Raw genomic sequence first — 22,384 nt, forward strand, 5'->3', positions numbered from 1 at the left:
CGATATTTTCACTCTGGAAGCGCGCGCGGATAGCCAAACTGATCGAAGTCGCGCTCATATGCGCGATAGATGGAATCCGCCAGTTCTGGCGTGAAGTAGTCGGCAAGCCTGCGACGCGAGGAGGTGTGCAGGGGCGGCATCGCCGCGCGCCGCATATCGTCGCCTGCACCGACATGATCGAGAACCCGTTCGAAATCCTTTGCGAAAGTCTCGGTCTTGCCGATGAGGTCGAACGCAACTCCTGGAACTTCGACAATGTCGCTTTGCCTCTGCCAATGTTTGTCGATGCGCCATGTGGACGTCTTGCAGGCAAAGGCGACGAAATCTGCAAAGGACAGGCTCTTGTCAGCGCCGACAGGCAGCGCCGGATCGGCCCGTTCGCGGTGGGCCAGATAGACCTCGACCCTGCCATAGCCAGGCACAAGGGGACGGTCGCGATATTGGTCGGCCCAGCACGACAACAGCCTGGTGTAGGGATTGCGAACGAAGGTAAATCGCAAGGCTTCAGCACTTGTCGCCATGTGGTGGAACTGCACGATGCCATGGCGAGGCGCCTGCAACCGTGACGCCTTTCGGTTGTGGACCTTCCAGTTCTGGTCGCTGCGCCACCCCGACACGGTGTCGTTGCCGATCATGGCTGCAAGGTTGCTTCGAATGCGGCTGCTGGCCGCCTTCGGCGTTGCCAGGTACAGGATCTTGAGTTGCGGGACCACGTCGATCAAGTCGTCCGGCAGGTATGCGGTTGCCACGGCCCTGCGGTAGAAGGCGAGGGCTTCCGGATGCGCCCAGGCAAGAAACGGCTCCCTGACTACGTCGCGAAGGCTTTGCAGCCGTGGCCGCAACGAGCGCTCGAGGCGACGGAATGCGCCGAGCTGGGGTTTGCCCGGCACGACATTATCGGGCGAAACATGGCTGGTCGTCATCGGCAAAAACCCTCGCCTTGAAATCAGTCTACCTGTCGTGGCATAGGCGTGTAAGCAGGCAGACTGTCTTTACCGCATTGCCCTATCCAAGGCTGGCTTACGGCGCTTAATAGACTGCGAAGAAACTCCCGCCAAGTTCGAAAGCTCAATTGAGGTGGATAGAGGCATCGCGCGTCGCACGGGCTTGTCACAGCACGACCAACGCTTCCGGCCCTGGTGCAGGACAATGATCGCCTTTTGTGCTGCTATGTTTTTCCGGGGGTGGGAAGGCGTTAGACAACGCAAATGTTCCGCCAAATTTTTTACATTCAATCTCTAACTTGGCAGCGTCGACAGACTTACGCTATACGCCGCGGTGGGCACGGTAAACGGGGGACGAAACCACTCACGGATCGAGGTCGAATGTGCTGAAACGATTTCGGAAAATCAAAACGAAGGTTGGCCGAACGGTCGCCAAAAGGAACATACCGGCTTCTCCGTTTTACAAGCGATACCCGTATGGCGGCAAATTGACGATACTGACCGCCGATCGGCAAGGATTGTTTGATCCCGATCACGGATTTTTCTACAATCGCATTGCGAAGTCGGCCAACTCTACGGTCACAATAAACTTGGCCCAGCTTAAATTTCGCGAAAAGTTCCAGCTCGCCGGCGCGAAGAAACAATTGCTGCAGAGCGACACCCTGTTGCGTCCGTCGCAATTGACCGTCGATCAGGTTGATTCGATTTCGAACGTGTTCGCGTTCACGTTTGTGCGGAATCCCTACAGCCGCGTGCTGTCGGCCTATTTGGATAAGGTCGCGACGGGAAAGAAAAACATCGGTAAGCGCGGCAATATCCCGACTTTCTGTGAATTTTGTGATCTCCTGGAAGATGGCTGGCTGTATGCGGACCTCCATTGGGCTCCGCAGACATCGTCGCTTGTCATGCCCACGTCCGAGTTTGATTTTATCGGTCGTGTCGAAAATTTCGCCGAGGACTTCCAAAAGGTGTGGGATCGGATCAGTGGCGGCAGGCAAATCAGCAACACCATCCACCGCAGCCAAAGCCGAACGGATGCGACGAGCAAGGCCGACGATTACTATGATAAGAGATCGCGCGGGATCGTCTCTAGCCTCTATGCCGAGGATTTTGAGGCTTTCGGCTACTGACGGCAATGCGCGGCTTCTGCTCGGCGGCGCACAGTCTATCTCAGGAAAACGACACTCCAGTCGATCATGTGCAAATCTTCACGGCGTAGCGAGGTCAAATGGCTCTGTCTCAGCATGATCGGCAGGTCCAAGCCGAACCGACAGTGCCGATCCTGTTCGTGCGCCAGCGTTATGCGCCTTTCGGTGGAGGCGAGATCATGCTGGAAAACATCATGGCCGCGTTCGCGGCGCGTCAGCGGCCGGTGGCCGTGCTCTCCGGCGACTGGCCGCGTAATGAAGGGATAGAGTTCATCCATTGCGCCGGCCGCCGCTTTCCGCGTTCGCTGCGGGCGACGTCCTTTGCTCAAGCCGCCTGCCGCAAGATCGCCGAGATGCCACGGGCGCTGGTGCAGAGCAACGATCGCCTCCCGTGCTGCGATGTCTTCCGGGCCGGGGAGGGCGTTCATGCCGCCTATCTTGCCGAGCGGCGGCGTTTCCAGACGCGGCTTGGCAGGGCGGCAATGGCGCTGAGCCCTTTTCACCGCCAGACGCTGCGCCTCGAGCGCGCAACCTATGCCAGCCCACGGCTCAAAGCTGTCATTGCGATTTCGAAAATGGTCGCAGACGACATTGTCCGTCACTACGATTATCCGGCGGAAAATGTGCACCATATCCCCAACGGCGTGGACCTCGACCGCTTCAATCCGCAACTGCGCCAACAGCATCGGACCGCGGTCCGCGCGCGGCTCGACGTCGACGATAACAGGTCGGTCGTCCTGTTTGTCGGCTCGGGCTTTGCGCGAAAGGGGCTTCTTGCACTGATGAGGGCTGTCGCCAGGCTCGATGGCGAGCCGGAATTGTGGGTCGTCGGCCACGATTCGCGCGCCAACGCCTTCAGGCAGACTGGTGACAGGCTGGGTCTCGGCGCAAGGCTCAAGATGCTGGGGCCGCAAAAGGACATGTTGCCGTGGTACGGCGCGGCCGATATTGCCGTGCTGCCTTCCATCTATGATCCTTTCGGCACAGTGGTGATCGAGGCCATGGCCAGCGGCTTGCCCGCTGTGGTAAGCACCGGCTGCGGAGCGCGCGAGCTTGTCGAGCGGTTCGAGCCGACGCTTGTTTGCGACGCGGCTAGCGAAAGCGACCTCGCTGCAGGGCTCGCGCACGCGCTGCAGTTGTCGTCACGATTTGAGACCGCGACCCGGGTGAGAGCGGCGGCCGAGCATTATGATTTCAACCTCATGATAAAGCGAATGATGGCGCTGTATGAAAGCCTTGATCTGAAATGATTTTCGACTTTGTTGGATTAGGTTAGTACCCTCAGTGCGCTAACAGGCCGGGAGCCGATGCTGCAGATACATTCGAATGACAGCGGCAGCTTTGATGCCGGAACCTTCTGACCGTGCCGGTGCTCTCGGTCGTTATCATCACCCGCAATGAGGAGGCGTCCATCGCGCGCTGCCTTCGTTCGGTGGATTTTGCCGACGAAATCGTCGTTCTAGACAATGACAGCAGCGACAGAACCAGGGACATTGCCGGTGATCTCGGAGCCAAGGTTTTGATGACCCTTGATTGGCCCGGTTTCGGCGCGCAAAAAAACCGTGCGCTTGCCGCGGCAACGGGGGATTGGATCCTTTCGCTGGATGCCGATGAGTGGGTGGAGGCGCCGCTCGGTGCGGAAATCAGAGCCGCAATCGCCGACCCAAAAGGCTATGACGGCTTCGAAATACCGAGAAGATCGCGCTTTTGCGGGCATATTGTCCGCCATGGCGGCTGGTCACCCGATCTGGTGCTCAGGCTATTTCGTCACCGCTCCGGGCGCTTCAGCGACGATACCGTGCACGAGAAAGTAGTGGTGAACGGGAAGGTCGGGCGATTGTCCCAGCCGATCGAGCACGACTCCATCGCCGACCTGGCGGATGCCCACGACAAGATTGGCCGGTACGCCGAAGCGTCCGCCGCGCGGCTGCTTGCCGAGGGCAAAAAAAGCTCGATAGGCAAGGCGGTTTTGCGCTCTGTCTGGGCTTATATGCGCAGCTATGTTTTCCGGCTGGGATTTCTGGACGGTTCCACCGGGGCGATGGTTGCCGCTTATTCCGCCAGCTACACCTATCAGAAATGGGCGCGTGTGGCATTGGGGAGCGAGGCCAATTCCACCCGAACCAGCAAGACCGAGGCCAGGACAAATCTGTGAGAAACCGGCTTGGGCGACCGCCATTGTTGCCGAGCCATCGCCAACTAGTTAGTGTACGACCGTTAAAATCGAAAGCCAGGGTAGTGAATATGACTGATGCGTTTAGGGTATTTATCGGATGGGACAGCCGTGAGCCGATCGCGTACGACGTCGCGCGCCACTCGCTGCTCAAACATGCGTCGGCGCCTGTCTCCGTCATTCCGATCAATCAGGACGAGATGCGTAGCCGCGGGCTGTACTGGCGGGAAAAAGACCCGCTCGCCTCAACGGAGTTCACCTACACGCGCTTTCTGACGCCCTTTCTCGCCGGCTACACGGGTTGGGCCCTGTTTTGCGATTGCGATTTCCTGTGGCTCGGTGACGTCGCAGGCCTGCTGAAATATACGGACTCGGACAAGGCGGTCTATTGCGTCCAGCATGACTATACGCCGAAGGCCACGACCAAGATGGATGGCGTGGTCCAGACATCCTATCCTCGGAAAAACTGGTCGTCGTTGATGCTGTTCAATTGCGCGCATCCCTCGGTCAAATCGCTCACGCCAGAGGTCGTGAACCAGGAAAGTGGCGCCTATCTTCACCGAATGCAGTGGGTTGCCGACGAAGATCTGGGCTCATTGCCGGTAGAGTGGAATTGGCTCGAAGGCTGGAACGAAAAGCCTGCTGTCGGCACACCTAAGGCGGTCCACTATACGAGCGGCGGCCCGTGGTTTGCCGAGTGGCAGAATGTCGACTATGCCGATTTGTGGATAGCAGAACGCGACGAATTCCTGGCTTCAGATCAAGCACAATCTTCTCAGAGCGCAGTTCGATAAGCGCCATCGTGTTTGGCAGGTGAGCGCTTCCGAAGTGGAATCGATTTCGTGTCGCGAAGAGCGCAGCAACCAGCCGTCAGACGCTGGGCGTCGACAACAATGCGTGGTGCCGCCTTGGGGCGGGACCGGGGGCGGATTGTGCCTAAATCTGGCGGTTCCGGCCGGATAAGATGCCGCACCCAGGTAAGGATCAGCTCGCGGCAATATGATCGGTCTGGGGTCCGTCAGCTCTTTCATCGGCCTAGCCGGCACGCGAAAGTCGACCATGCCGTCACTGCGAAGACGCCTCGATCGTTTCTTGGAAAACCGCGGGCCTAAAATACCGCGGCTGCAGCTGAACCATGTCGAGCGCCTGGCGCTGGTCCGTCGCCATGGTGATTTTTCCCTTGCCTATTCGGCCGCCGTGCAGAAGGGGCTTCATTACTTCGGCGATGCCCAGGGCTACATCGCTTACGGCAGCAAAACGCGACATCATTTCGCGCTCGGTGATCCAATGGCTGCCCCGGCCGATCGGCGCGACTATATCAAACGTTTCGTCGAGGTTGCAGGCAGCCCGTGGTTCGTGCAGATCGGCGAACAGACGGCGCGCGTGCTTGCCGGGCTTGGCTATCAGGTCAACCGCCTTGGCGTCGACACCAGGCTTGTCCTGCCCGGCCACGACTTTTCCGGAAGGCGCAATGAGACAGTGCGCTATTCCGAACGTTGGCTCTTGAGGAAGGGGTTTTCCTTTGCGGAGGACAACGGGACCGTTTTCCTCGACGAGATTGCCAGGCTCTCCCAGAACTGGCGGGCAGACCGCATCGTCAAGCGCTGGGAGATGAGGTTTCTCAACAGGCCCTTTGCCGATCACCTTGGCATCGACATGCGCCGCTTCGTCCTGCACGGTCCGGATGGAGAGCTCGTTGCCTTGCTGGATTTCGATCCGCTGTTCAGTGACGGCAAGGTCATGGGCTACACCACCTCGTTCAAGCGCAAGCACATCGATGCCTCAGCGCATGCCGAGATCGGCCTGACCAAATTCGCGGTCGACCGCTTTCGCAATGAAGGTGTTTCCGTCGTCACCCTCGGCCTGTCGCCGCTGGTCGAAATCGGACCCAGCGGGTTTGTCGAAAGCGATTTCTGGCGGCGCGCTTTCCAGCGCGCCTATGAATCGTCGTGGGTCAATCGCACCCGCTTCAACCTGCAGGGGCAGGCGGCGTTCAAGCGCCGGTTCCACGGTATCGAAGAGCCAACCTATCTCGCCTTTCGCAAGGGGAGCTTTTTCGAGGCGCTTTCTCTGCTCCGGCTGATCAGGGCCGTCTAGTGCTTGATGGATGGGGCTCGTCGTCTCCCAGTATGGTCGACCTCTAACCGACCAGGCTTGGTTGTTTAGGTGGGAAAGGAAGGCGCGGCGGGATGCAAAAGACCGGCTGCGAAGCGCCGGACCGTTCTTGCGATCGTCCCCAGTCCCCGCCGGCGCACTTTTGGTAGCCTGAGAACGGCTCCACATCAGCGCCAAGGGTTCGGATTCACGGTTGCTGCAGCGTACCGCCAGGAATAACGAGGGTACCTTGGCCTGGCCTTGAGTATCTGAAGCCTATGAAGAACAAAGCAACGATGATCAAACAAATGACGATGACCGCGACGACGCTGCCAGGACGGTGTCCGGTATCTGGCGGTTGGACCATTGCCTTCCCGCATGGCTATCGCCGTTGACCTTCTTCATTCTCCAGCCGAGCATGACGACTGTCAATGGATGCAGGAGTTGCGCCCGTCATCTGTTGCGCAAAATGTTTCCCGTGGGTTAGTGGCAGCGCGTTGAGTTGGCCAAATGATCGATCAACCTCTCCCCGTTCACGGGAGAGGGTATCGTCCTTCGACGAACTCCCGAGGAGGTGGGCGGCGCGGACTCAACCAATATTACGGGAAGACCGCCGCGTATTCGCTGCGGAAATCCCCGATGACGTCGTCGACCCTCATGTCGGGGTCGCCCTGGAATGTGTACATCGTATTCCACACCGAGTTCAGCCAGTCGGTGTCGGATATGTTGAAAGGATTCTGGACGCTGAAGCCGGGCTTTTTCAGCGAGTCGAGGACGAGCTGGTTGCAGGCGTCGAGCTTGTCGGTCGGAACGTCCAGGCGCACCGGGCTCGATCCCTTGATGGAAGCGAACTCGGCGTTGATCTTGGGGTCGACGACGGTACCGGCGAAGTCGAGCTCTGCCTTGAGCACGTCATCGGGCTGGCCGCCGAGAATGCCGAACGCATCCACCGTCACCGATAGCGCCTTGGTGCCGGGAATGTTGATGCAGCCGAAATCCTCGCCGAGCACCTTCTTGTTGGCCTTCCACTGACCCTTCATCCAGTCGCCATGGATCTGCATGAGCGTCTTGCCCGAAATGACCGTGCTGGTCGTCTCGTTCCATTGCCGGTTCACCCAGCCCGCGTCGGCCTGGCTGGTGATCTTGCGGAACATGTCGATCGCGTCGCGCAGGCCTTTCTCGTCGAACACAGTCTTGTCAGGCGTTTCACCATAGAAGCGGTTGTAGATGTCCGGGCCGGCGACGGCAGCGACCAGGGCATGAAAGAGATAGCCGGCCTGAAACGTGTTGCCGCCCACTCCGATGAAGGTGAAGCCGGCCTGCTGGACCTTTTTCATGTCGGCGAACATATCGTCGAGCGAGGCCCATTTGGTCGGGTCGACGCCGGCCTCGGCGGCGACCTTCTTGTTGTAGTAGATCATCCCGTCGATATGGACGCCGGTCGGGATTTTGCGGATCTCGCCGTCGACCTTGATTGACTTCAAAACCGTTTCGGGAAAATTCGGCGTCGCCTGCGGATTCGTGCGTTGCCTTCCTGATAGCAGACAAGGCCTGCCGCAGGTTCGTGCGGGCCTGGGCCTCACTGTTGCCACCCCACAAAAGGGAAGCGAGCTTTTCGCGCGACTGCGATTGTCCGGACTGCAGGGCGAGGTAAGCCATCATGGCACGCGCCTTGCGGCTGAGTAGCGGAACCGTGGCTGTGTCACCGGCAAAATCGAAACCACCGAGCAGACAGAGATGAGGGTGCGCCATCGAATCCGCCACAACCATAGCCTTACCGGCAATCATTTCCCCCAGCTGCCCCTATTTCAACCGCGATTTTGCCGGCGTGACGCTTTTCACGAATACCTCACGCTGGTTCCAACGCTTTTCTCACGGGCGTGGAGGAGATTATCCGGACGAGGCAGCAGCACTTGTCTCAGGAGGATGCGATGCAACAACGCCCGAACGAGTGGCCTATCTGGCACGATGATCCCAGGGAAGATCCGCGGCTGCGCTACGCGCTGGCGCCGCTGCGCCACGATGTTGCGCTCGCCCGTTATCTTGAGAAGCAGCGGGCCGATCGAGACTCAATGGTGCGCTCGTTCGATCTCCGGACCACGATTGTGCTGATCGCAGATGCCTGGAGGCATTTCCTCAGACGCGTGGTCGCTCGCTGGTGCGCCAACTGCTTTAGTGAGTTCGAGCCTCCCATCAGCCATCTGTAAGCCGGGATCTGGGAAACCTTGGCCCGTCGATCACGGCCGATCGCCTGAGGCCTGAAGCCCTTAGACCCGTCGGCTCTTCGGCTGTCGTCCGCGCGCATGACAGGTCAGGGCGCCTGTCCGTGCCAGGATGCCCGAGATGAGAGCGCAAGGACCGGAGGACGTTATGGACATCTACAGTCTCGCCGCCACACACATTCACACCGCCGCCCGACCGGGGCCGATGAGTGCCCGGGCGGAGGACCGCTACTACTCGGACCAAATTGCGTGGCCGCACCTAAACCAGGGACTGCTTGGGTCGATCGCGATGACGGCCGGCGTGATCCTGATCCTTGGCATAACCCTTATCTGAGGCATGTCATGTTACGAGATGTCAGCCATGTTATGCTGCGACCCGACCTCATCGGAAATCATGGGATGGACGAAAGCGAGGCCGACAAGGCCGCGATCCTGGCTGTGATCCGTGGCGAGACCGAGGCTTGGCTGCAGCGGGACTTCGAGGCGTTGGCGAGCCACTGGGTGCAGTCGCCGCAGACCCGGCGCATGGAGGCCTTTGCCTCGCTGGGTATCCGGGTAGACGAAGGCTGGGACGCGATCTCCGCGCGACTTAGGAAGATCGTGGAGCGGTTCCCGGAGAAAAAGGCCTTCGCGGAGCGCGTCCGGTGGGAGAAGGTCAACGTCATCGTCAGCGGGAATATGGCATGGATCACCTACGACCAGGTCGGGACCGATACCGGCGATGATCTGAAGCGCGTGCTCAAAATCATGCATCGGACCGAAGGTGTCTGGAAAATCGGCTGCATGGTGATGATGGAGAGCACCGTTGAACAGGCGACCTGTCCGCTGGTCGAGGTCGACGCCGATGCGCGGATCTTATGGATGAACCGGCTGGCGCGGGAGCGGATGCGTAGCCATCCAGGGCTTATCGTCAGCGCTGGGCGCCTACGCGCCAAACGGCGCGAGCGCGACTTAGCGCTTCGTGACACTGTGAGCCGGGCTTTTGACGAGCTACAGGGCCAGAGACCGCTGAGCGTCGCGCCGAAGCAGGCCTGGGCGGTGGCACTTGGCGAGGACGCGGCGGGGGTGCCGCTCCATTGCTGGGTCTTGCTTGAGGACGGCAAGGCGCTGGTCTCGTTCGACGATGCTGAGACTGTCGCACGCCGGGTCGATGTGGCGCGGGAGATCTTGGGTCTCTCACCCGCGCAGGTCAAACTTGCCCGCCTGATCGTCGATGGTCACGACCTGGAGAGCGCCGCAGATCTCCTTGCAGTCAGCATCAATACTCTGCGCACCCAGCTGCAGCGCATTTTCGACAAAACCGGGGTGCGTAGCCAGGCGGCACTGATGCGTTCGCTGCTCAGCGCCGAGGCGCCGAACAAGTAGCACGGCGGTGGCATCCCGCGGCTGAGCGGCACCACCTCCTAAGGCAATGTGTCGGCCCGCCACAGTTTCAGAACAGTTTCAGCGCACCTTCAGGACATACGGATGGAATGGCGGCAGGCTGCTTGCACCGGCTGGAGCCAGGCCCTGTGTCCGTAGTCGGCCCAGACAGGCTTAACGCAGAGCGAAAAGAGATGTCGAAGCTGCATGCCAATCTTCTGCTTCTGTTCGTCGCGGCCCTGTGGGGCTTCGGCAATATCCAGCAGAATCTCGATCCGCTGAGCGCGGTCGGCATGCGTTGTCTGATTGGCGGACTGCTGGTGCTGCCGCTGATATTTCGGGAAGGGCGGATGATCATGGCCCTTTCGATCGCGCTGCAGCAGATCGGCTATCTCGACACTTCGGTCACCAACGCCAGTTGCGCTTAAACGTATCGGCAATCGCCTGTCGCGCTACTGGAGAGTGCCGGTGTCTTGGGACCGGACGGCCACCGTCACGGGCGAGGTGTTGGGACGCGTGAGACCAGCCGGGAAGCCGCCCCCTGCCGGTCGATGAGCGCATCGACTTTATCGCCAGGGCGGAAGGCCGGCGCCTGATCGAGGGGCTGATGCAGCTTCCTCCACGGGTGCGTGGTCGCGTGGCAACCGTGATCGCCGCATTGGGGGAGGAATTGGGGCTCGAGACGCTTGCGGCTGTCTCCTATCTCCATGCCCGTTGATATGAATTCAAGTCGCAGCCCAGTGCAGGAACTCCTCGAGATCGTATGAACTGCCAGCTTCGTCGGTGAACGGCGGTATCGCCCGGGCAAGCGAAACAGTTTCGCCTTGTCTGGCTTGGCTGAGAAGATTTCTAAGCACCAGGAACGGAAGGCGCCGGAGCGTGACCGCGTTCAGCTTTTCCCGCGCCTCATCGCGTCCCCAGCTTGCGGAGCCCCTGACCCGCGCTTCGGTGCGGAACAGCGCCTGCGCGATATTCGGGACGTGAGCATGAAGCTTGCTCAACTCGTCAAAGACAGCCTTTACCTGCGGATCCTGAAACAGATCGCTCGGATGGGGCAGCTCGTCCTCGTCGAAAGCATGACCCATCATCTTTTCATAGTGCAGCCGAATGTCGGTTCCGAGATACGGCGTCATATGTGAAAAGATATGCTCCCATGGCACATGGTAGTCGAGATTGTTCCTCTCGATCATGTCGACGTTGCGCCTGAGGTCATTCAGATTTGCTTCCGCATCGAACATGATGAAATCAAAAATCAGCTGTATTCCATGACTCTTCAGAAGATGCAGCGCCTCGTCGTTCTGCTCGGGCGTGGTGTCTTTCGCAAACCGCTTCAACGCGTCCCTGCTGCCACTTTCGATACCCAGTTCGACAGCTCTCAATCCAAGCCTCTGCAGCTCGGAAAGCAGGCTCTTGCCCTTGATCAGCTGGTTCACCCTCGTGGAAAAGCTGAAGGTGATGTCCGCTCGATAGCAGTGAAGCGATTCCGCCACTTCCAGCGCCCGCTTGGCGTTTACGAAGAAGTTGGCGTCCAGAAAGTAGATGTGTCCGTATTCGAGCCCATTCCTGGCTTCCAGCTCCTTCAGATCGGACACGACCTTGGCCGCGCTCGCTTTTCGCCATTGCCGGCCGATCAGGATGATCGCGCAGAACGAGCAGCTATATGGGCAACTCCTGCTCGAGACCAGGCCCACCGCACGCTTTCGCGTTCCGCTTACCCTGTCGAAGTAGAACAACGGGTTCTCTTCGGTTTCGGACTGGAAATCGAAGGCAGGGGCCGGCAGGTCATCCAGGTTTTCCAGGCGGCTTCTGTCGGGCGCTATGACGCTGCGGCCACCGCTCATGTAGGAAATGCCGCTGATTCCGCTCAGCGGAAGCTTGCAGCGGAGTGCCTCGATGACTTCCAGAAGGGTCTCCTCGCCTTCGTTTCTCACGACGAGGTCGATTTCTGGATGCCTTTCGAAAAGCGTGGCATGGGCTGCGCTCGCGTGCGGACCGCCGCCCACGACCACGCAGTGCGGGTTTCGAGCCTTAACGGCTTCGGCCAGCCGATAAGCGGCCTTGGCGTTTATGTTGTAGAAAGAGAGACCGACCACGGGATAGTCCGCAAGCCGATACCGCTCGACGATCTCGGTCGGATTCATTGAAGAATCGGAGAAGTCGAAACCTTTGGCGCGTACGCCCCGGTCGGCGAGAAACGCTCCGAGGTAGCTCAACCCGAGTGGCCGCATGCTGCGCTCGCCGTCAGCCGAACCATACGGCACATTCACCAGCGCGATTTCCGTGGCTTTCTCCCGGCGTGCCAACCCGAATTCCTCACATCAATGCCGCGCTACCATCCGGGAGTTATTTGCGCATCGATGCACGTAATTTCCTGCAAGCGCGACGCTTTTCTGTCTTCACCCGGCACGACAATGTTCTCGCTCACCAAAAGCCTCAGCAGCGATTCGACCTCATTCTCTTGGAACGTACCGCTCTTCAAAAGGCGGCCGGCCTTCGGTATGCCGACAAGCGCCTCGAGCATACGGGCGCTCCCCGAATTCAATCTCAATATCGTGCCTTTCGTTGCGATGACGATGTCTTCCTCTTCTCGGCGCCAGTAGGCATCGGAGGCCAGATGCCAACGCAGCGATCTCAGCTCTTTCGCGGAGCGTTTCGGCACGGCCGTTGGCTCATTTCTTCTTGGGAGCCGGCTTAACGTCCGCACGACCGGCAACTATAATAAAATCCTCCCCACCAATTTCTATCTTAGCAACGGAAGGATCATTCTTTTCTTTGTCGGTTGCCTCGTCCTCCGGGATGATCGTCACTTTTACTGATATATTTACCCTGCTGATCCGGCGGCTCTTCTTGATCATCCAATCCTCCTGCAATTAGGGCCAGTATATATCAGAAGAAGCTAATAAACATTGCACGACCCCCGGTGGCTGTCAAGACGACGGCTAAACTGGTGCGACGGATTTGCTTGTTACGAAGTAAGAATACTCAGCGCCCTGCGGTTCTCGGTCCAGTCGGCGCTCAACTGCGCGCGGCCTCGGCGGCCCTCAACCTCTCCTCAGCAGTTGCGATCAGGGACTGATACCGTGGATGACGGTGCAGGGGGTCGAGGTCGTTGTCATTCTTGACCCAATTCACGAATTGGGCGGGTATCCTACCGATGCAGGATTCCAATAGATCGAAAGCCTCGTCCAACTCCCCGACTTGAGCCATGGCGCAGGCTACATTGTACTGTTCCAGCGTGTCGTCGGGATCGACGACGATGAGCGCGCGCGAAATCCATTCCTTGGCACGCTCGACCTCCCCCAGGTAAGCCAATGCGAGAGCGCCGCTCCCCACCGCATGAGCGTTGTCGGGGCGTACCGCGATCTCCATTCCGGCGCGTTCCACCGACTGCCGCGCCGCAGTGAGGCTTTCGTTGTGCCAGCCGAGCGCCCGGCAGCTCTGGGCTACAAAGCCGGGGGAAACATAGTCCGTATCGAGAAGCTCAGCAGCTCGCTCGAAATGCCTAATCGCCGCTTCATGGTCACCGAATCGTATGTGAGTGCGGCCGAAACAGTAGCGGACGTCATAGGAGTCCGGATCGAGCCGCAGCGACTCCTCGTGCTCCGTGATAGCCTCCTCGTAGCGGCCGAGCTCGCCCAGGATCCGCCCCTTGGCGGCGTGGGCCTCTGCTAATGTCGGATCCAGCGAAAGGGCCCTCTCAGCGGCTGACATGCCCGAGTCCTGCGACATTCCAGCGAGATACCGATCCGCTTGGTAAAGCGCGAGCATGGCCCATGCCTGGGCGTAGTTGGGGTCGATTTCCACGGCACGCCGACAGAATCGGAGAGCTATTTCCACCTGCCGCGGCCCATGCTGCAGGTAATGCCGGCCCAGCAGATAGAGCTGGTAGGCGCGGGGATCATTGGTCGCGCGGTGTTCGATCGCCCGCCTCTCGGCCGGCAACAGCTTGACCTTCAATGCGGCAACAATGGCCTGCGCAATCTGATCCTGCAACGCGAAGATGTCGTTCAGATCGCGGTCGTATCGCTCTGCCCAGATATGATCGCCTCTGGCTCCATCAATCAGCTGCGCGGCAATGCGCACCCGCCCACCGGCCTTGCGGACGCTGCCCTCGACAACGTGAGTAACCTCCAACTGCCTGGCAAGTTGCCCCACATCGACGGCTTTGCCCTTGAAAGTGAAAGCGGTATTGCGGGCGGTGACGGAGAGCGTGGAAACCTTGGACAGGTCGATGATGATGTCCTCCGTAATGCCATCGCTGAAATACTCCTGCTCGGCATCGCCGCTCATGTTGATGAAAGGCAGGACGCAAATCGCAGGCCGCACCGGTCTGGCGCTCGAACGCTCCGCTCTGGGATTTTGTGCTCCACTCGCCTCGACAAGGCTTACCCCGAAAACCCGGATGGGGCGTTCGCCGTCCTTGACGACGTGCTCTCCGAAATCGCCGAACGTCACGGCGAGCCTTCCCGCTATGTGGTCGCGAACAGTCTGGGAAACGACAACGCTTCCAGGGCTGGCCAACGTCTGGAGCCGGGCAGCCACGTTGACACCCTCGCCGTAAAGGTCGTCCCCGTCGACGATCAGATCGCCCAGATTGACCCCGATACGGAAGCGTATCCGCTGGGATTCCTCCAGATCGGACTGGCACTCGGCGGTTGCCCGCTGGATACCCAGGGCGCAACTCACAGCCGCAACGACGCTCGCGAACTCTACGAGCAAACCGTCGCCCATGAGCTTGACGACCCGCCCCCCGTGTTTCTGGATCTCGGGCAGGACAAGCGTGCTGCGATTGTTTCGCAAACGCTCAAGGGTTCCTGCTTCATCAAGCTCCATCAGTCGGCTGTAGCCGACCACATCGGCGCTCAGAATCGCTGCAAGCCGGCGTTGGACGCTTTCTCCTACCATGTGATGCCTCTGTTCCTGGAGGCCAGACTGGATTGTATGGACGGTCGGGTCAGGAGTCTATCCGAGCGGAAGGTGTACTGCCTCAAGTTCGTCTGCGGCGAGATCGGCACCGAGTCCCAAAGGCGGACCACACCTGGGAAACAGACGTCGCTTATAGTGCCGAATGGGCCCCCAGACAGTTCTCTCTTTTGTTCGGGCGCACGCTTCGGAAAACTGGTTCAACTCAATAGGTTGGAAATTTGGCGCGCCCGAAGAGATTCGAACTCCTGACCCCCAGATTCGTAGTCTGGTTTGAACTTCGGCTATCGCTGCAATCCGAATATGCAAGCGGCCATCGCGCTAGGCAGCACGGCTCGCCAGCACTGAGTGGAGCGCCTCGGGCTTAAGGTGCGTATACCGCTTCAGCATTTTCCAGTCCTTGTGCCCAGTCACCAGCGCAACCTGTTCAATCGTGAATTCAGCCTCGCGATGCTGCACTTCCCAAGATGCCTCTGCAGCATATCGAGGGCCGCGGCCTTGGAGCGGCGAGGGGACTTGCCTACATCGCACATGTCGTCGATATGAAGGTCGATGAGTTCGCCGAAAGTTTTCAGGCGCGCTATACGGGACTTGGTCGGCGTCTCACTACGATCGACTTGGCGCTCGGTTTCGGTTGCCCAGCGTCGTGCGTCGTCTCGGCGCAGGAAGGTCTCGCTGACGTAGCGACCTTTGCGACGGACTTGGACACGCCAGGAACCGGACGAGAGCTTTGTATAGGTGGCCATTTTTCGTGTGCGCTCCGTGTGCACTGAGAGATCGAAACGTGGCGAAAAGGGTCGTATTCTGGCGTAAATTCGTGTGCGCTCGACAGGGTCTAACGATTTGATGTTAAAAGAAAAAATGCTGAAATATCAAGACCATAGAGTGGCCGTTGCCCCCATGATGGACTGGACGGACCGGCACTGCCGGTTCTTCCATCGCCAATTGACGCGCGAGGCGCTGCTCTACACCGAGATGGTGGTGGCAGATGCGGTCATCCACGGCGCGCGCGAGCGGCTGCTCGGCTTCGACGACAGCGAACATCCGGTGGCGCTGCAGCTCGGCGGCGCCGATCCGGGAAAGCTGGCCGAGGCGGCGCGCATCGGCGAAGCCTTCGGCTATGATGAAATCAACCTCAATGTCGGCTGTCCGTCCGACCGCGTCCAGTCGGGCACGTTCGGCGCCTGCCTGATGAAGACGCCGGTGCTCGTCGCAGATTGCGCCGCTGCGATGAAGGCGGCGGTGAAAATACCGGTTACCGTCAAGTGCCGCATCGGCGTCGATGAGCAGGATCCGGAACCGGCACTCGATGCCTTGGCCGACGGTGTTTTCGCGGCCGGCGCCGACGCGCTGTGGGTGCACGCCCGCAAGGCCTGGCTGGAAGGTCTGAGCCCAAAGGAAAATCGCGACATCCCGCCGCTCGACTATGGCCGCGTCTATCGGCTGAAAGCCAGAAAACAAAACAAATTCATCGGCATCAACGGCGGAATTCAATCTCTCGCAGAGGCGCTGAGGCATCTCGACCATGTCGATGGCGCCATGCTCGGCCGCGCTGCCTATCACACGCCCGGGACACTGACTGGCATCGATGCCGCGTTTTACGGCGGCACAGCTGAGCCGTTCGATTTTGCCGCGCTGATCGATGCGATGGCAGACTACGCGGCACGCCATATCGAGCAGGGCGGCCGGCTGGGGCATGTCACCCGGCACATGGTCGGGCTGTTTCACGGCCTGCCCGGTGCACGCCACTACCGGCAGATCCTTTCCACCGAGGCGACAAAGCAGGGTGCCGGACCGCAGGTGCTCAAGGCGGCTTTCGCAGAAGTCGATTTCGGCAGGACGGCAGAGGCGGCCTGAGGAAAGAAGTTAATCCCGCAAAATCATGCGATCGCCACGGACGTCGAAGCCCGATAGCGAGCCGATGAAATTCATGCCGAGCAGGCTCTGGCCGAGCGTGCCGGGTGCGGCGATCATGATGGGCATGTCCTTGCGCACGATGCCGCCGATCGACAGCTCATCGGTTTTTACGGCGGCGGCGCGTGTCATGCCGTTGGCGGTAGAGATCGGAATGGTGAAGCGGAGAGCCGCCGAATTGAACCCGACCGCCAGTGCGTCCTCGGCGGTCAGCACGGTGCTGGTCGCGCCGGTATCGACAACCGTCAGGATCGGCGTGCCGTTGATCGTGACACGCGCTTCGAAATGGCCGTTGCCGGCCTTGTCCAGGGTGACGGTGGCATGGCCTTCGTCCACGCCCAGCGCCAGCGGACTGCCGGGAACGAGGCCGGCGGTGACGCGGCTGGCGAAATCCTGCAACTCATAGCGGTACTGATAGCCGGCGATCAGCGCCAGCACGATGGCACCCCAGGCGCCGAGGCTGCGGGCCATAGTGCCCAACGGCCTGCCCGATCTGAGCAGGCCGGCGCCGACGAGCGCCGCTAAAGCGCCAAGCCAGATCAGCTGGCTGAAATCGTAATTCTCAATGCCGAATGTGCTGCCGGCGGAATCGTTGAGCATGAGCAGGAGCACACCCGCCCCGATCGCGACGATCAGAATCCACAACAGTCGGTTCATCTCTGTGGCCGCTTCACGAGAGGGCGTCGCGTTCGCGTGCCATGCGGCTGCGACGGGTTTCCCGGCGGGGGCGTCGCTCGACCGTTTCCAGCCTTGCCGGCAGCTCGGCCATGACGCCGCGGCGGGTTTGTGGGGTCATGTCGATCCAGGCGGCGATTTCCTCGCGCGTGCGCCCGCAACCGAAACAGAAACCGGTTTTCATGTCGATCGAGCAGACCAGGATGCACGGTGATTCAATGGCCGTCATGAGGATTTCCTTGGCTAGCCTCCACATGGTGCAACGACAAAGTCAATGCAAGCCCTCCGGCGTGCGCCGCCAACAAGTGCTTTCGCGTCAATACCTCGAAGTTGTGCCGAGGTTGTGCCGGCTGGCCAAGGCGGCTATGCCGCTCACCAATTCACAGGGACGATCGCCATCGACATGACCAGCGCGCTGCCTTTCGACGATTTTCGCGAACTCCTGATGAGCCTGCCACCGGCAGATATGGCGGCCGGAGCCCGCGTGCGCCAGCTGTTTGCCAAGGCAGACAAGCCCAAAGGCTCGCTCGGCCGCATCGAGGACGTCGCCGCCTGGCTCGCCGGCTGGAGCGGCCGCGCGCCACCGGCGGTGACGCGGCCATTGGTGGCGATCTTTGCCGGCAATCATGGCGTCACCCGCCACGGCATTTCGCCGCGCCCCGCCGCCGCCACGGCAAATGCGGTCGAGCTTTGCGCCGCCGGCGGTGCAGCGATCAACCAGATCTGCATCGCCAACGATCTCGGCTTGAAGGTGTTCGATCTGGCTCTGCACATTCCAACAGCCGACATCACCGAGGACGCGGCACTGGACGAGCGCGGTTGCGCCGCCACCATGGCCTTCGGCATGGAAGCGATTGCCGGCGGCACCGACCTGCTTTGCCTTGGCGACCTCGGCGTCGGCAATTCGACTGTCGCCGCGGCTCTTTGCGCGGCGCTGTTCGGCGGCACCGGCGCCGACTGGGTCGGCCCTGGATCAGGGGCCAACGCAGCGATGCAGAGGCGCAAGGCGGAGGTGGTCGATGCCGCGATGGCGTTTCACGGCGCGAGCCTCAAGGATCCGCTGGAAGCGCTTCGCCGGGTCGGTGGACGGGAATTCGCGGCGATCTGCGGCGCCATTCTGGCGGCGCGGATGCAGAAGATCCCGGTGCTGCTCGATGGGTTTGCGGTGACCGCGGCCGCTGCCGCCCTATATGCCGCCAACCCCGCCGCGCTCGATCATTGTCTCCTCGCAAGCCTGTCGCCGGAGCCGGGCCATGCCAAGGCCGCCGAGCGCCTCGGCCTTCGCCCGCTGCTCGATCTGGGCGTCAGTCAAGGCGAGGGGGTAGGGGCGGCTCTTGCCGCTGGGCTGGTCAAGGCGGCCGCTCTGACCAGCTCCGGCATGGCAGCCGCGGTCCGCGGTTAAGCATTCAGCGCCGGCGCGAAGCAACCGCCTTGGTCGGCAGCGCCGGCAGTTCCTCCATCACCCGGCTCAGCGGGAAGATGGCGATCGCCTCTGTGCCTTCGCGTAGCCTGGAATGGAGCTGGAATTCGCCGCCATGCATGGCCAGCAGGCCCTGCACGATCGGCAGGCCAAGCCCGGTGCCCTGTTCGGCGCTCTTGATGGCGATCGAGCCCTGGCCGAAGGCCGAGAGTACGATCGGGATCTCGTCTTCCGGTATGCCCGGCCCATTGTCCTTGACGGAGAGATATTGCCCGCCGCCCGCCGTCCAACCGACGCGCACGCGGATTTCGCCGCCGGTGGCGGTGAACTTGATGGCATTGGACAAAAGGTTGAGCGCAATCTGCCGCACCGCGCGTTCGTCGGCGAACAGGCGCGGCAAGGCGTTTTCGAAATCCTGGACGATACGGATGTCCTTGTTGCGCGCCTTCAGCTCCATCATGTGGCAGCAATCCTCGACGACGGAGAGCAGCATCATCGGCTCCTCGTTGAGCTGGTAGCGGCCCGCTTCGATGCGCGACAAATCGAGAATTTCGTTGATCAGGTCGAGCAGATGCTGTCCGGAGTCATGCACGTCACGGGCATAGTCGCGATAGGTCGGGTTGCTCATCGGGCCGAGCACCTCGTTGGCCATCACTTCGGAAAAGCCGAGAATGGCGTTGAGCGGCGTGCGCAGTTCGTGGCTCATCGAGGCCAGGAAACGTGATTTCGCCAGATTTGCGTCTTCCGCCCGCCGCCGTGCCTCGTCCGACATCGATTTCGCCGTCTCCAGTTCGGCGATCAGCGCATCCTTTTCGGAGCGGAACGACAGCAGCATCAGCGAGGAACGGTTGAGCTGGCGCGCCACATAGGCGAAGAAAGGTAGCGAGGCGATCAGCAAACCTGCCATGATCACCTCGACGGGCATCCATAATTTTGCACTGGCATAGGCATAGATGGCGACCGGGAGAGCGAAGGTCGCCAACAGCGCACCGCGCAGGGACGATGCCAGGATCGCGGTTGCCGACATGGCGAGCAGCAGCACCACCGCCTTGGCGACCTGGAACTGATCGATTTGGCAAGTTTCGCAGCCGAGCCATGCGAACCAGGCCCAGCCAAGCCCGCAGAGAAAATGGCCGATCAGGAAATCCCTATGCGTTTCCAGCGGGTTGAGCTCGGACGCTTGCGTGACGCGTCTCGCCATGAACGCCACGATGGTGTAGCAGATGAATGTGAACAGCGCCCAGACGCCGATCTCCTTGCCGATGCCCGCGAACAAGCCTGCGGCGGCCGTTGCCAGAACGAGCAGCGGGACGACGATCACGCCGCCGGTCATCGACAGCGCGTGGAGCTTCAACAGCTCGCGGTCGAAGTCGGGATTTCCGGCTTGCTGCGAAAGACGGTCGCGCGTCTTGCGCACCGCGCGCGCGACATCGCTGTTGCGATGGCGTTTCCTGCGGTCCACAATAAACTTGTCCGCCGTGGTCGAGCGTTGCAGGGGCATGAAGTCTTCAATTTACGCGGGCAGCAATTTCAAATCGTTAAGCTACGTTCGAATGATTAACCAACGGTTTGCCATATGAGCCGTTCGTGGTCGCGATGGCCGCGCCAGCGATACTATGCGCCGCGTTCGCGAAGCCTGTGGCGCAGGTTGATGGACTATGGGCTGACGCTCATCGTGCTTGGCCTGCTGATCCTCCTGGCGGCGCGCCTCGACCGGGTGGAGACGCGCAAGACGGAGGGCGCGGCGATTGTCAATGACGGCGATAGCATCACCCTCGGCAGCGAGCGTGTCCGCATGCGTGGCATCGATGCGCCGGAATATTCGCAGATCTGCCGCAAGGACGGTGCCGACTATCCCTGCGGCAAGCTCGCGCGGCAGTCCCTGGTGCGGTTGATTGCCGGCAAAGCCGTTTCCTGCAGTGGCTGGCAGCGCGACCGCTACGGCAGGCTGCTCGGCGATTGCAAGGCTGGCGGCAAGGATCTCAACCGCGCTCAGGTCGAGGCCGGCTGGGCGGTCGCCTTTGGCGACTTCGAGACCGAGGAAGCCGCTGCGCGCGCAGGCAAGGCCGGCATCTGGGCCGGAACTTTCGACGAGCCGAAGAACTGGCGCGAGAGCCACGGGCACGAGCTGGTCGAAAGAAAACACGGGACCTTGGCGTCGATCGGCGACGCCCTGCGGGAGATTTTTCGCTTCTGGTGAGCTGCGCCTATAATTCGTCGTACGGACGAGGAGGATAGAGATGAAGCTGTTCGACGGCGGGCGCGCGCCCAATCCACGTCGGGTTCGGATTTTCCTGGCTGAAAAGGGAGTTGAAGTTCCGCTGGTGCCGGTCGACATGGGTGCGCTGGAGCACAAAGAGCAGCCGGTCAGCTCGCGCAATCCGCTGAAGCGTCTGCCGGTGCTCGAACTCGACGATGGCACCATCATCACCGAGTCCGTCGCAATCTGCCGTTACTTCGAGGAACTGCACCCCGAGCCGGCTTTGTTCGGGCGTGGTGCGCTGGGCAAGGCAATCGTCGAGATGTGGCAAAGGCGCGTGGAGTTCAATCTGTTCGGCTGCGTCTCCGCGGCGTTCCGGCATATCCATCCCGCAATGAGGGAATGGGAGATCCCGCAAATCCCCGAATGGGGCGAGGCCAACAAGCCGAAGGCGATCGAATTCCTGAGATTTCTGGACACTGAGCTCGCCGGCAGGGAATTCGTCGCCGGCGATACCTATTCGATCGCCGACATCACCGGGCTGGTCGCCATCGACTTCATGAAGCCGGCTCGCATCAAGGTACCCGAAGAGTGCACCAACGTGCTGCGCTGGTATCGGGCAATCTCAAGCCGGCCGAGTGCCGCCGCCTGACAATGAGTTCCGAATGAGCGAAGAGTTGGAAGCCTTGGCAGCGAGGGTACGCGCCTGCCGCATCTGCGTCGATAAGCCGGCCGGCAGGCCATTGCCGCACCAGCCGCGTCCGGTGCTCAGGCCATCTTCGAGCGCCCGCATCCTGATCGCCAGCCAGGCGCCGGGTACCAAGGTCCACGTGTCAGGCATGCCGTTCACCGACGCCTCCGGCGACCGGCTGCGAAGCTGGCTCGGCGTCGGCAGCGAGGAATTCTATGACACGGACAAGTTTGCCATTGTGCCGATGGGCTTTTGCTTTCCGGGTCAGGACGCCAAGGGCGCCGACCTGCCGCCGCGCCGCGAATGTGCGCCGGCCTGGCGCGTATCGCTGATGGCGCTGATGCCGCAAGTCGATCTGGTGCTGACGATCGGCATCTACGCGCAAAGCTGGCATATGGGCGCGGCGCGCCGTCCCTCGCTGACAGAAACAGTCTTGGACTGGCGCGCCATCTGGGCGGCACCGACTGACCCGAAAGTCCTGCCGCTGCCGCACCCGTCCTGGCGCAACACCGGCTGGCTGAAGCGCAATCCATGGTTTGAAATGGATTTGCTGCCATTTCTAAGATCGGAAATCCGCTATCGCATCGGCTAGGCATTCAGCAAGAAATCACTCGCTTT

General features: G+C 60.7%; 23 protein-coding genes, 1 tRNA gene and 1 pseudogene. 14 read left to right on the forward strand and 11 right to left on the reverse strand.

The genetic code is table 11. The features are described 5' to 3' along the window. Positions 1 to 8: 8 nt before the first annotated feature. Positions 9 to 923: a sulfotransferase family protein gene (locus tag NKI50_RS12275; RefSeq protein WP_023717683.1), complete on the reverse strand. Its 915-nt coding sequence runs from the start codon at positions 921 to 923 to the stop codon at positions 9 to 11. Between the two features lie 509 nt (positions 924 to 1,432). Here NKI50_RS12275 and NKI50_RS12280 point away from each other — a divergent pair. The 5 genes from NKI50_RS12280 to NKI50_RS12300 all read left to right on the forward strand — a co-directional run bounded on the left by NKI50_RS12280 (position 1,433) and on the right by NKI50_RS12300 (position 6,362). Further along, positions 1,433 to 2,074, forward strand: a complete 642-nt coding sequence (locus NKI50_RS12280; protein WP_023717682.1) for a sulfotransferase family protein — start codon at positions 1,433 to 1,435, stop codon at positions 2,072 to 2,074. A gap of 98 nt (positions 2,075 to 2,172) precedes the next feature. Further along, positions 2,173 to 3,342 carry a glycosyltransferase family 4 protein gene (locus NKI50_RS12285; protein WP_352587202.1) on the forward strand — a complete coding sequence of 390 codons (1,170 nt, stop codon included), beginning with the start codon at positions 2,173 to 2,175 and terminating at the stop codon, positions 3,340 to 3,342. Between the two features lie 113 nt (positions 3,343 to 3,455). Further along, complete coding sequence (locus tag NKI50_RS12290; RefSeq protein WP_352482628.1) at positions 3,456 to 4,247, forward strand: glycosyltransferase family 2 protein; 792 nt, start codon at positions 3,456 to 3,458, stop codon at positions 4,245 to 4,247. A gap of 89 nt (positions 4,248 to 4,336) precedes the next feature. After that, positions 4,337 to 5,059, forward strand: coding sequence for a glycosyltransferase (locus tag NKI50_RS12295; RefSeq protein WP_352640883.1), 723 nt, complete (start codon positions 4,337 to 4,339; stop codon positions 5,057 to 5,059). A 265-nt stretch (positions 5,060 to 5,324) separates the two neighbouring features. Then, entirely contained in the window at positions 5,325 to 6,362 is a 1,038-nt protein-coding gene (locus NKI50_RS12300; protein WP_352640881.1) for a phosphatidylglycerol lysyltransferase domain-containing protein, read from the forward strand. Positions 6,363 to 6,958: 596 nt separating this feature from the next. Here the strand turns inward: NKI50_RS12300 and NKI50_RS12305 are convergent. Next, the gene (locus NKI50_RS12305; protein WP_352716637.1) at positions 6,959 to 7,951 is read right to left on the reverse strand and encodes an ABC transporter substrate-binding protein; all 993 of its coding nucleotides are present in this window, start codon (positions 7,949 to 7,951) and stop codon (positions 6,959 to 6,961) included. A 339-nt stretch (positions 7,952 to 8,290) separates the two neighbouring features. Here NKI50_RS12305 and NKI50_RS12310 point away from each other — a divergent pair, with 339 nt between their 5' ends. The 4 genes from NKI50_RS12310 (at position 8,291) to NKI50_RS12325 (ending at position 10,371) form a co-directional block, all read left to right on the forward strand. Beyond that, the gene (locus tag NKI50_RS12310; protein ID WP_352640878.1) at positions 8,291 to 8,566 is read left to right on the forward strand and encodes a hypothetical protein; all 276 of its coding nucleotides are present in this window, start codon (positions 8,291 to 8,293) and stop codon (positions 8,564 to 8,566) included. 163 nt (positions 8,567 to 8,729) lie between these two features. Further along, complete coding sequence (locus NKI50_RS12315) at positions 8,730 to 8,915, forward strand: hypothetical protein (protein ID WP_352640876.1); 186 nt, start codon at positions 8,730 to 8,732, stop codon at positions 8,913 to 8,915. 8 nt (positions 8,916 to 8,923) lie between these two features. Then, positions 8,924 to 9,946 (forward strand): LuxR family transcriptional regulator, encoded by a 1,023-nt coding sequence (locus NKI50_RS12320; protein WP_352716640.1) that lies wholly within the window; start codon positions 8,924 to 8,926, stop codon positions 9,944 to 9,946. Between the two features lie 191 nt (positions 9,947 to 10,137). Beyond that, the gene (locus NKI50_RS12325) at positions 10,138 to 10,371 is read left to right on the forward strand and encodes a hypothetical protein (RefSeq protein ID WP_352640873.1); all 234 of its coding nucleotides are present in this window, start codon (positions 10,138 to 10,140) and stop codon (positions 10,369 to 10,371) included. A 297-nt stretch (positions 10,372 to 10,668) separates the two neighbouring features. On the opposite strand, the gene NKI50_RS12330 is transcribed toward NKI50_RS12325, so the two are convergent. The 6 genes from NKI50_RS12330 to NKI50_RS12355 form a co-directional block, all read right to left on the reverse strand. Next, complete coding sequence (locus tag NKI50_RS12330) at positions 10,669 to 12,246, reverse strand: B12-binding domain-containing radical SAM protein (RefSeq protein ID WP_352640871.1); 1,578 nt, start codon at positions 12,244 to 12,246, stop codon at positions 10,669 to 10,671. 26 nt (positions 12,247 to 12,272) lie between these two features. After that, positions 12,273 to 12,464, reverse strand: coding sequence for a hypothetical protein (locus NKI50_RS12335; RefSeq protein ID WP_352640869.1), 192 nt, complete (start codon positions 12,462 to 12,464; stop codon positions 12,273 to 12,275). A gap of 148 nt (positions 12,465 to 12,612) precedes the next feature. Then, a complete protein-coding gene (locus tag NKI50_RS12340) occupies positions 12,613 to 12,798 on the reverse strand; it encodes a hypothetical protein (RefSeq protein ID WP_352640867.1) in 186 nt (61 codons plus the stop codon). 160 nt (positions 12,799 to 12,958) lie between these two features. After that, entirely contained in the window at positions 12,959 to 14,848 is a 1,890-nt protein-coding gene (locus NKI50_RS12345; RefSeq protein WP_352640865.1) for an adenylate/guanylate cyclase domain-containing protein, read from the reverse strand. 240 nt (positions 14,849 to 15,088) lie between these two features. Then, positions 15,089 to 15,157: transfer RNA gene (locus NKI50_RS12350), tRNA-Ser, on the reverse strand. A 119-nt stretch (positions 15,158 to 15,276) separates the two neighbouring features. Next, the gene (locus tag NKI50_RS12355; protein ID WP_352640863.1) at positions 15,277 to 15,612 is read right to left on the reverse strand and encodes a hypothetical protein; all 336 of its coding nucleotides are present in this window, start codon (positions 15,610 to 15,612) and stop codon (positions 15,277 to 15,279) included. Between the two features lie 115 nt (positions 15,613 to 15,727). Between NKI50_RS12355 and dusA the strand changes: the two genes are divergently transcribed. Continuing rightward, complete coding sequence (gene dusA, locus NKI50_RS12360) at positions 15,728 to 16,723, forward strand: tRNA dihydrouridine(20/20a) synthase DusA (protein WP_352640861.1); 996 nt, start codon at positions 15,728 to 15,730, stop codon at positions 16,721 to 16,723. 9 nt (positions 16,724 to 16,732) lie between these two features. Here dusA and NKI50_RS12365 read toward each other — a convergent pair whose 3' ends face one another. Continuing rightward, positions 16,733 to 17,437 (reverse strand): TIGR02281 family clan AA aspartic protease, encoded by a 705-nt coding sequence (locus NKI50_RS12365; protein ID WP_352640859.1) that lies wholly within the window; start codon positions 17,435 to 17,437, stop codon positions 16,733 to 16,735. A gap of 13 nt (positions 17,438 to 17,450) precedes the next feature. After that, entirely contained in the window at positions 17,451 to 17,684 is a 234-nt protein-coding gene (locus tag NKI50_RS12370) for a DUF1289 domain-containing protein (RefSeq protein ID WP_352640857.1), read from the reverse strand. Between the two features lie 174 nt (positions 17,685 to 17,858). On the opposite strand from NKI50_RS12370, the gene NKI50_RS12375 reads away from it, so the two are divergent. Next, positions 17,859 to 18,857 (forward strand): nicotinate-nucleotide--dimethylbenzimidazole phosphoribosyltransferase, encoded by a 999-nt coding sequence (locus NKI50_RS12375; RefSeq protein WP_352640925.1) that lies wholly within the window; start codon positions 17,859 to 17,861, stop codon positions 18,855 to 18,857. A 4-nt stretch (positions 18,858 to 18,861) separates the two neighbouring features. On the opposite strand, the gene NKI50_RS12380 is transcribed toward NKI50_RS12375, so the two are convergent. Further along, positions 18,862 to 20,376 carry a sensor histidine kinase gene (locus NKI50_RS12380; protein ID WP_352640856.1) on the reverse strand — a complete coding sequence of 505 codons (1,515 nt, stop codon included), beginning with the start codon at positions 20,374 to 20,376 and terminating at the stop codon, positions 18,862 to 18,864. A 75-nt stretch (positions 20,377 to 20,451) separates the two neighbouring features. On the opposite strand from NKI50_RS12380, the gene NKI50_RS12385 reads away from it, so the two are divergent. From NKI50_RS12385 to NKI50_RS12395, 3 genes and pseudogenes are all read left to right on the forward strand, one after another. Next, on the forward strand, positions 20,452 to 21,075 hold the full coding sequence (locus tag NKI50_RS12385; RefSeq protein WP_352640854.1) for a thermonuclease family protein: 624 nt from the start codon (positions 20,452 to 20,454) through the stop codon (positions 21,073 to 21,075). Between the two features lie 40 nt (positions 21,076 to 21,115). After that, positions 21,116 to 21,727, forward strand: a complete 612-nt coding sequence (locus NKI50_RS12390; protein ID WP_023717645.1) for a glutathione S-transferase — start codon at positions 21,116 to 21,118, stop codon at positions 21,725 to 21,727. Next, positions 21,667 to 22,358: pseudogene (locus tag NKI50_RS12395) on the forward strand (uracil-DNA glycosylase family protein). The gene NKI50_RS12390 and the pseudogene NKI50_RS12395 overlap by 61 nt, the downstream one beginning before the upstream one ends. The last annotated feature ends 26 nt before the right edge of the window (positions 22,359 to 22,384 follow it).

Source organism: Mesorhizobium sp. M0563, assembly GCF_040321065.1.
In the GTDB taxonomy this organism is placed as follows: domain Bacteria; phylum Pseudomonadota; class Alphaproteobacteria; order Rhizobiales; family Rhizobiaceae; genus Mesorhizobium.

What these genes read in the sequence shown, in the direction of transcription:
- NKI50_RS12285 (WP_352587202.1), top strand. Translation starts at nt 2,173, where the DNA reads ATGGCTCTGTCTCAGCATGATCGGCAGGTCCAAGCCGAACCGACAGTG.
- NKI50_RS12380 (WP_352640856.1), bottom strand. Translation starts at nt 20,376, where the DNA reads ATGCCCCTGCAACGCTCGACCACGGCGGACAAGTTTATTGTGGACCGC.
- dusA (WP_352640861.1), top strand. Translation starts at nt 15,728, where the DNA reads ATGCTGAAATATCAAGACCATAGAGTGGCCGTTGCCCCCATGATGGAC.
- NKI50_RS12275 (WP_023717683.1), bottom strand. Translation starts at nt 923, where the DNA reads ATGACGACCAGCCATGTTTCGCCCGATAATGTCGTGCCGGGCAAACCC.
- NKI50_RS12385 (WP_352640854.1), top strand. Translation starts at nt 20,452, where the DNA reads ATGAGCCGTTCGTGGTCGCGATGGCCGCGCCAGCGATACTATGCGCCG.
- NKI50_RS12325 (WP_352640873.1), top strand. Translation starts at nt 10,138, where the DNA reads ATGTCGAAGCTGCATGCCAATCTTCTGCTTCTGTTCGTCGCGGCCCTG.
- NKI50_RS12340 (WP_352640867.1), bottom strand. Translation starts at nt 12,798, where the DNA reads ATGATCAAGAAGAGCCGCCGGATCAGCAGGGTAAATATATCAGTAAAA.
- NKI50_RS12315 (WP_352640876.1), top strand. Translation starts at nt 8,730, where the DNA reads ATGGACATCTACAGTCTCGCCGCCACACACATTCACACCGCCGCCCGA.
- NKI50_RS12345 (WP_352640865.1), bottom strand. Translation starts at nt 14,848, where the DNA reads ATGGTAGGAGAAAGCGTCCAACGCCGGCTTGCAGCGATTCTGAGCGCC.
- NKI50_RS12320 (WP_352716640.1), top strand. Translation starts at nt 8,924, where the DNA reads ATGTTACGAGATGTCAGCCATGTTATGCTGCGACCCGACCTCATCGGA.
- NKI50_RS12295 (WP_352640883.1), top strand. Translation starts at nt 4,337, where the DNA reads ATGACTGATGCGTTTAGGGTATTTATCGGATGGGACAGCCGTGAGCCG.
- NKI50_RS12390 (WP_023717645.1), top strand. Translation starts at nt 21,116, where the DNA reads ATGAAGCTGTTCGACGGCGGGCGCGCGCCCAATCCACGTCGGGTTCGG.
- NKI50_RS12375 (WP_352640925.1), top strand. Translation starts at nt 17,859, where the DNA reads ATGACCAGCGCGCTGCCTTTCGACGATTTTCGCGAACTCCTGATGAGC.
- NKI50_RS12365 (WP_352640859.1), bottom strand. Translation starts at nt 17,437, where the DNA reads ATGAACCGACTGTTGTGGATTCTGATCGTCGCGATCGGGGCGGGTGTG.
- NKI50_RS12335 (WP_352640869.1), bottom strand. Translation starts at nt 12,464, where the DNA reads ATGCTCGAGGCGCTTGTCGGCATACCGAAGGCCGGCCGCCTTTTGAAG.
- NKI50_RS12310 (WP_352640878.1), top strand. Translation starts at nt 8,291, where the DNA reads ATGCAACAACGCCCGAACGAGTGGCCTATCTGGCACGATGATCCCAGG.
- NKI50_RS12355 (WP_352640863.1), bottom strand. Translation starts at nt 15,612, where the DNA reads ATGGCCACCTATACAAAGCTCTCGTCCGGTTCCTGGCGTGTCCAAGTC.
- NKI50_RS12370 (WP_352640857.1), bottom strand. Translation starts at nt 17,684, where the DNA reads ATGACGGCCATTGAATCACCGTGCATCCTGGTCTGCTCGATCGACATG.
- NKI50_RS12300 (WP_352640881.1), top strand. Translation starts at nt 5,325, where the DNA reads ATGCCGTCACTGCGAAGACGCCTCGATCGTTTCTTGGAAAACCGCGGG.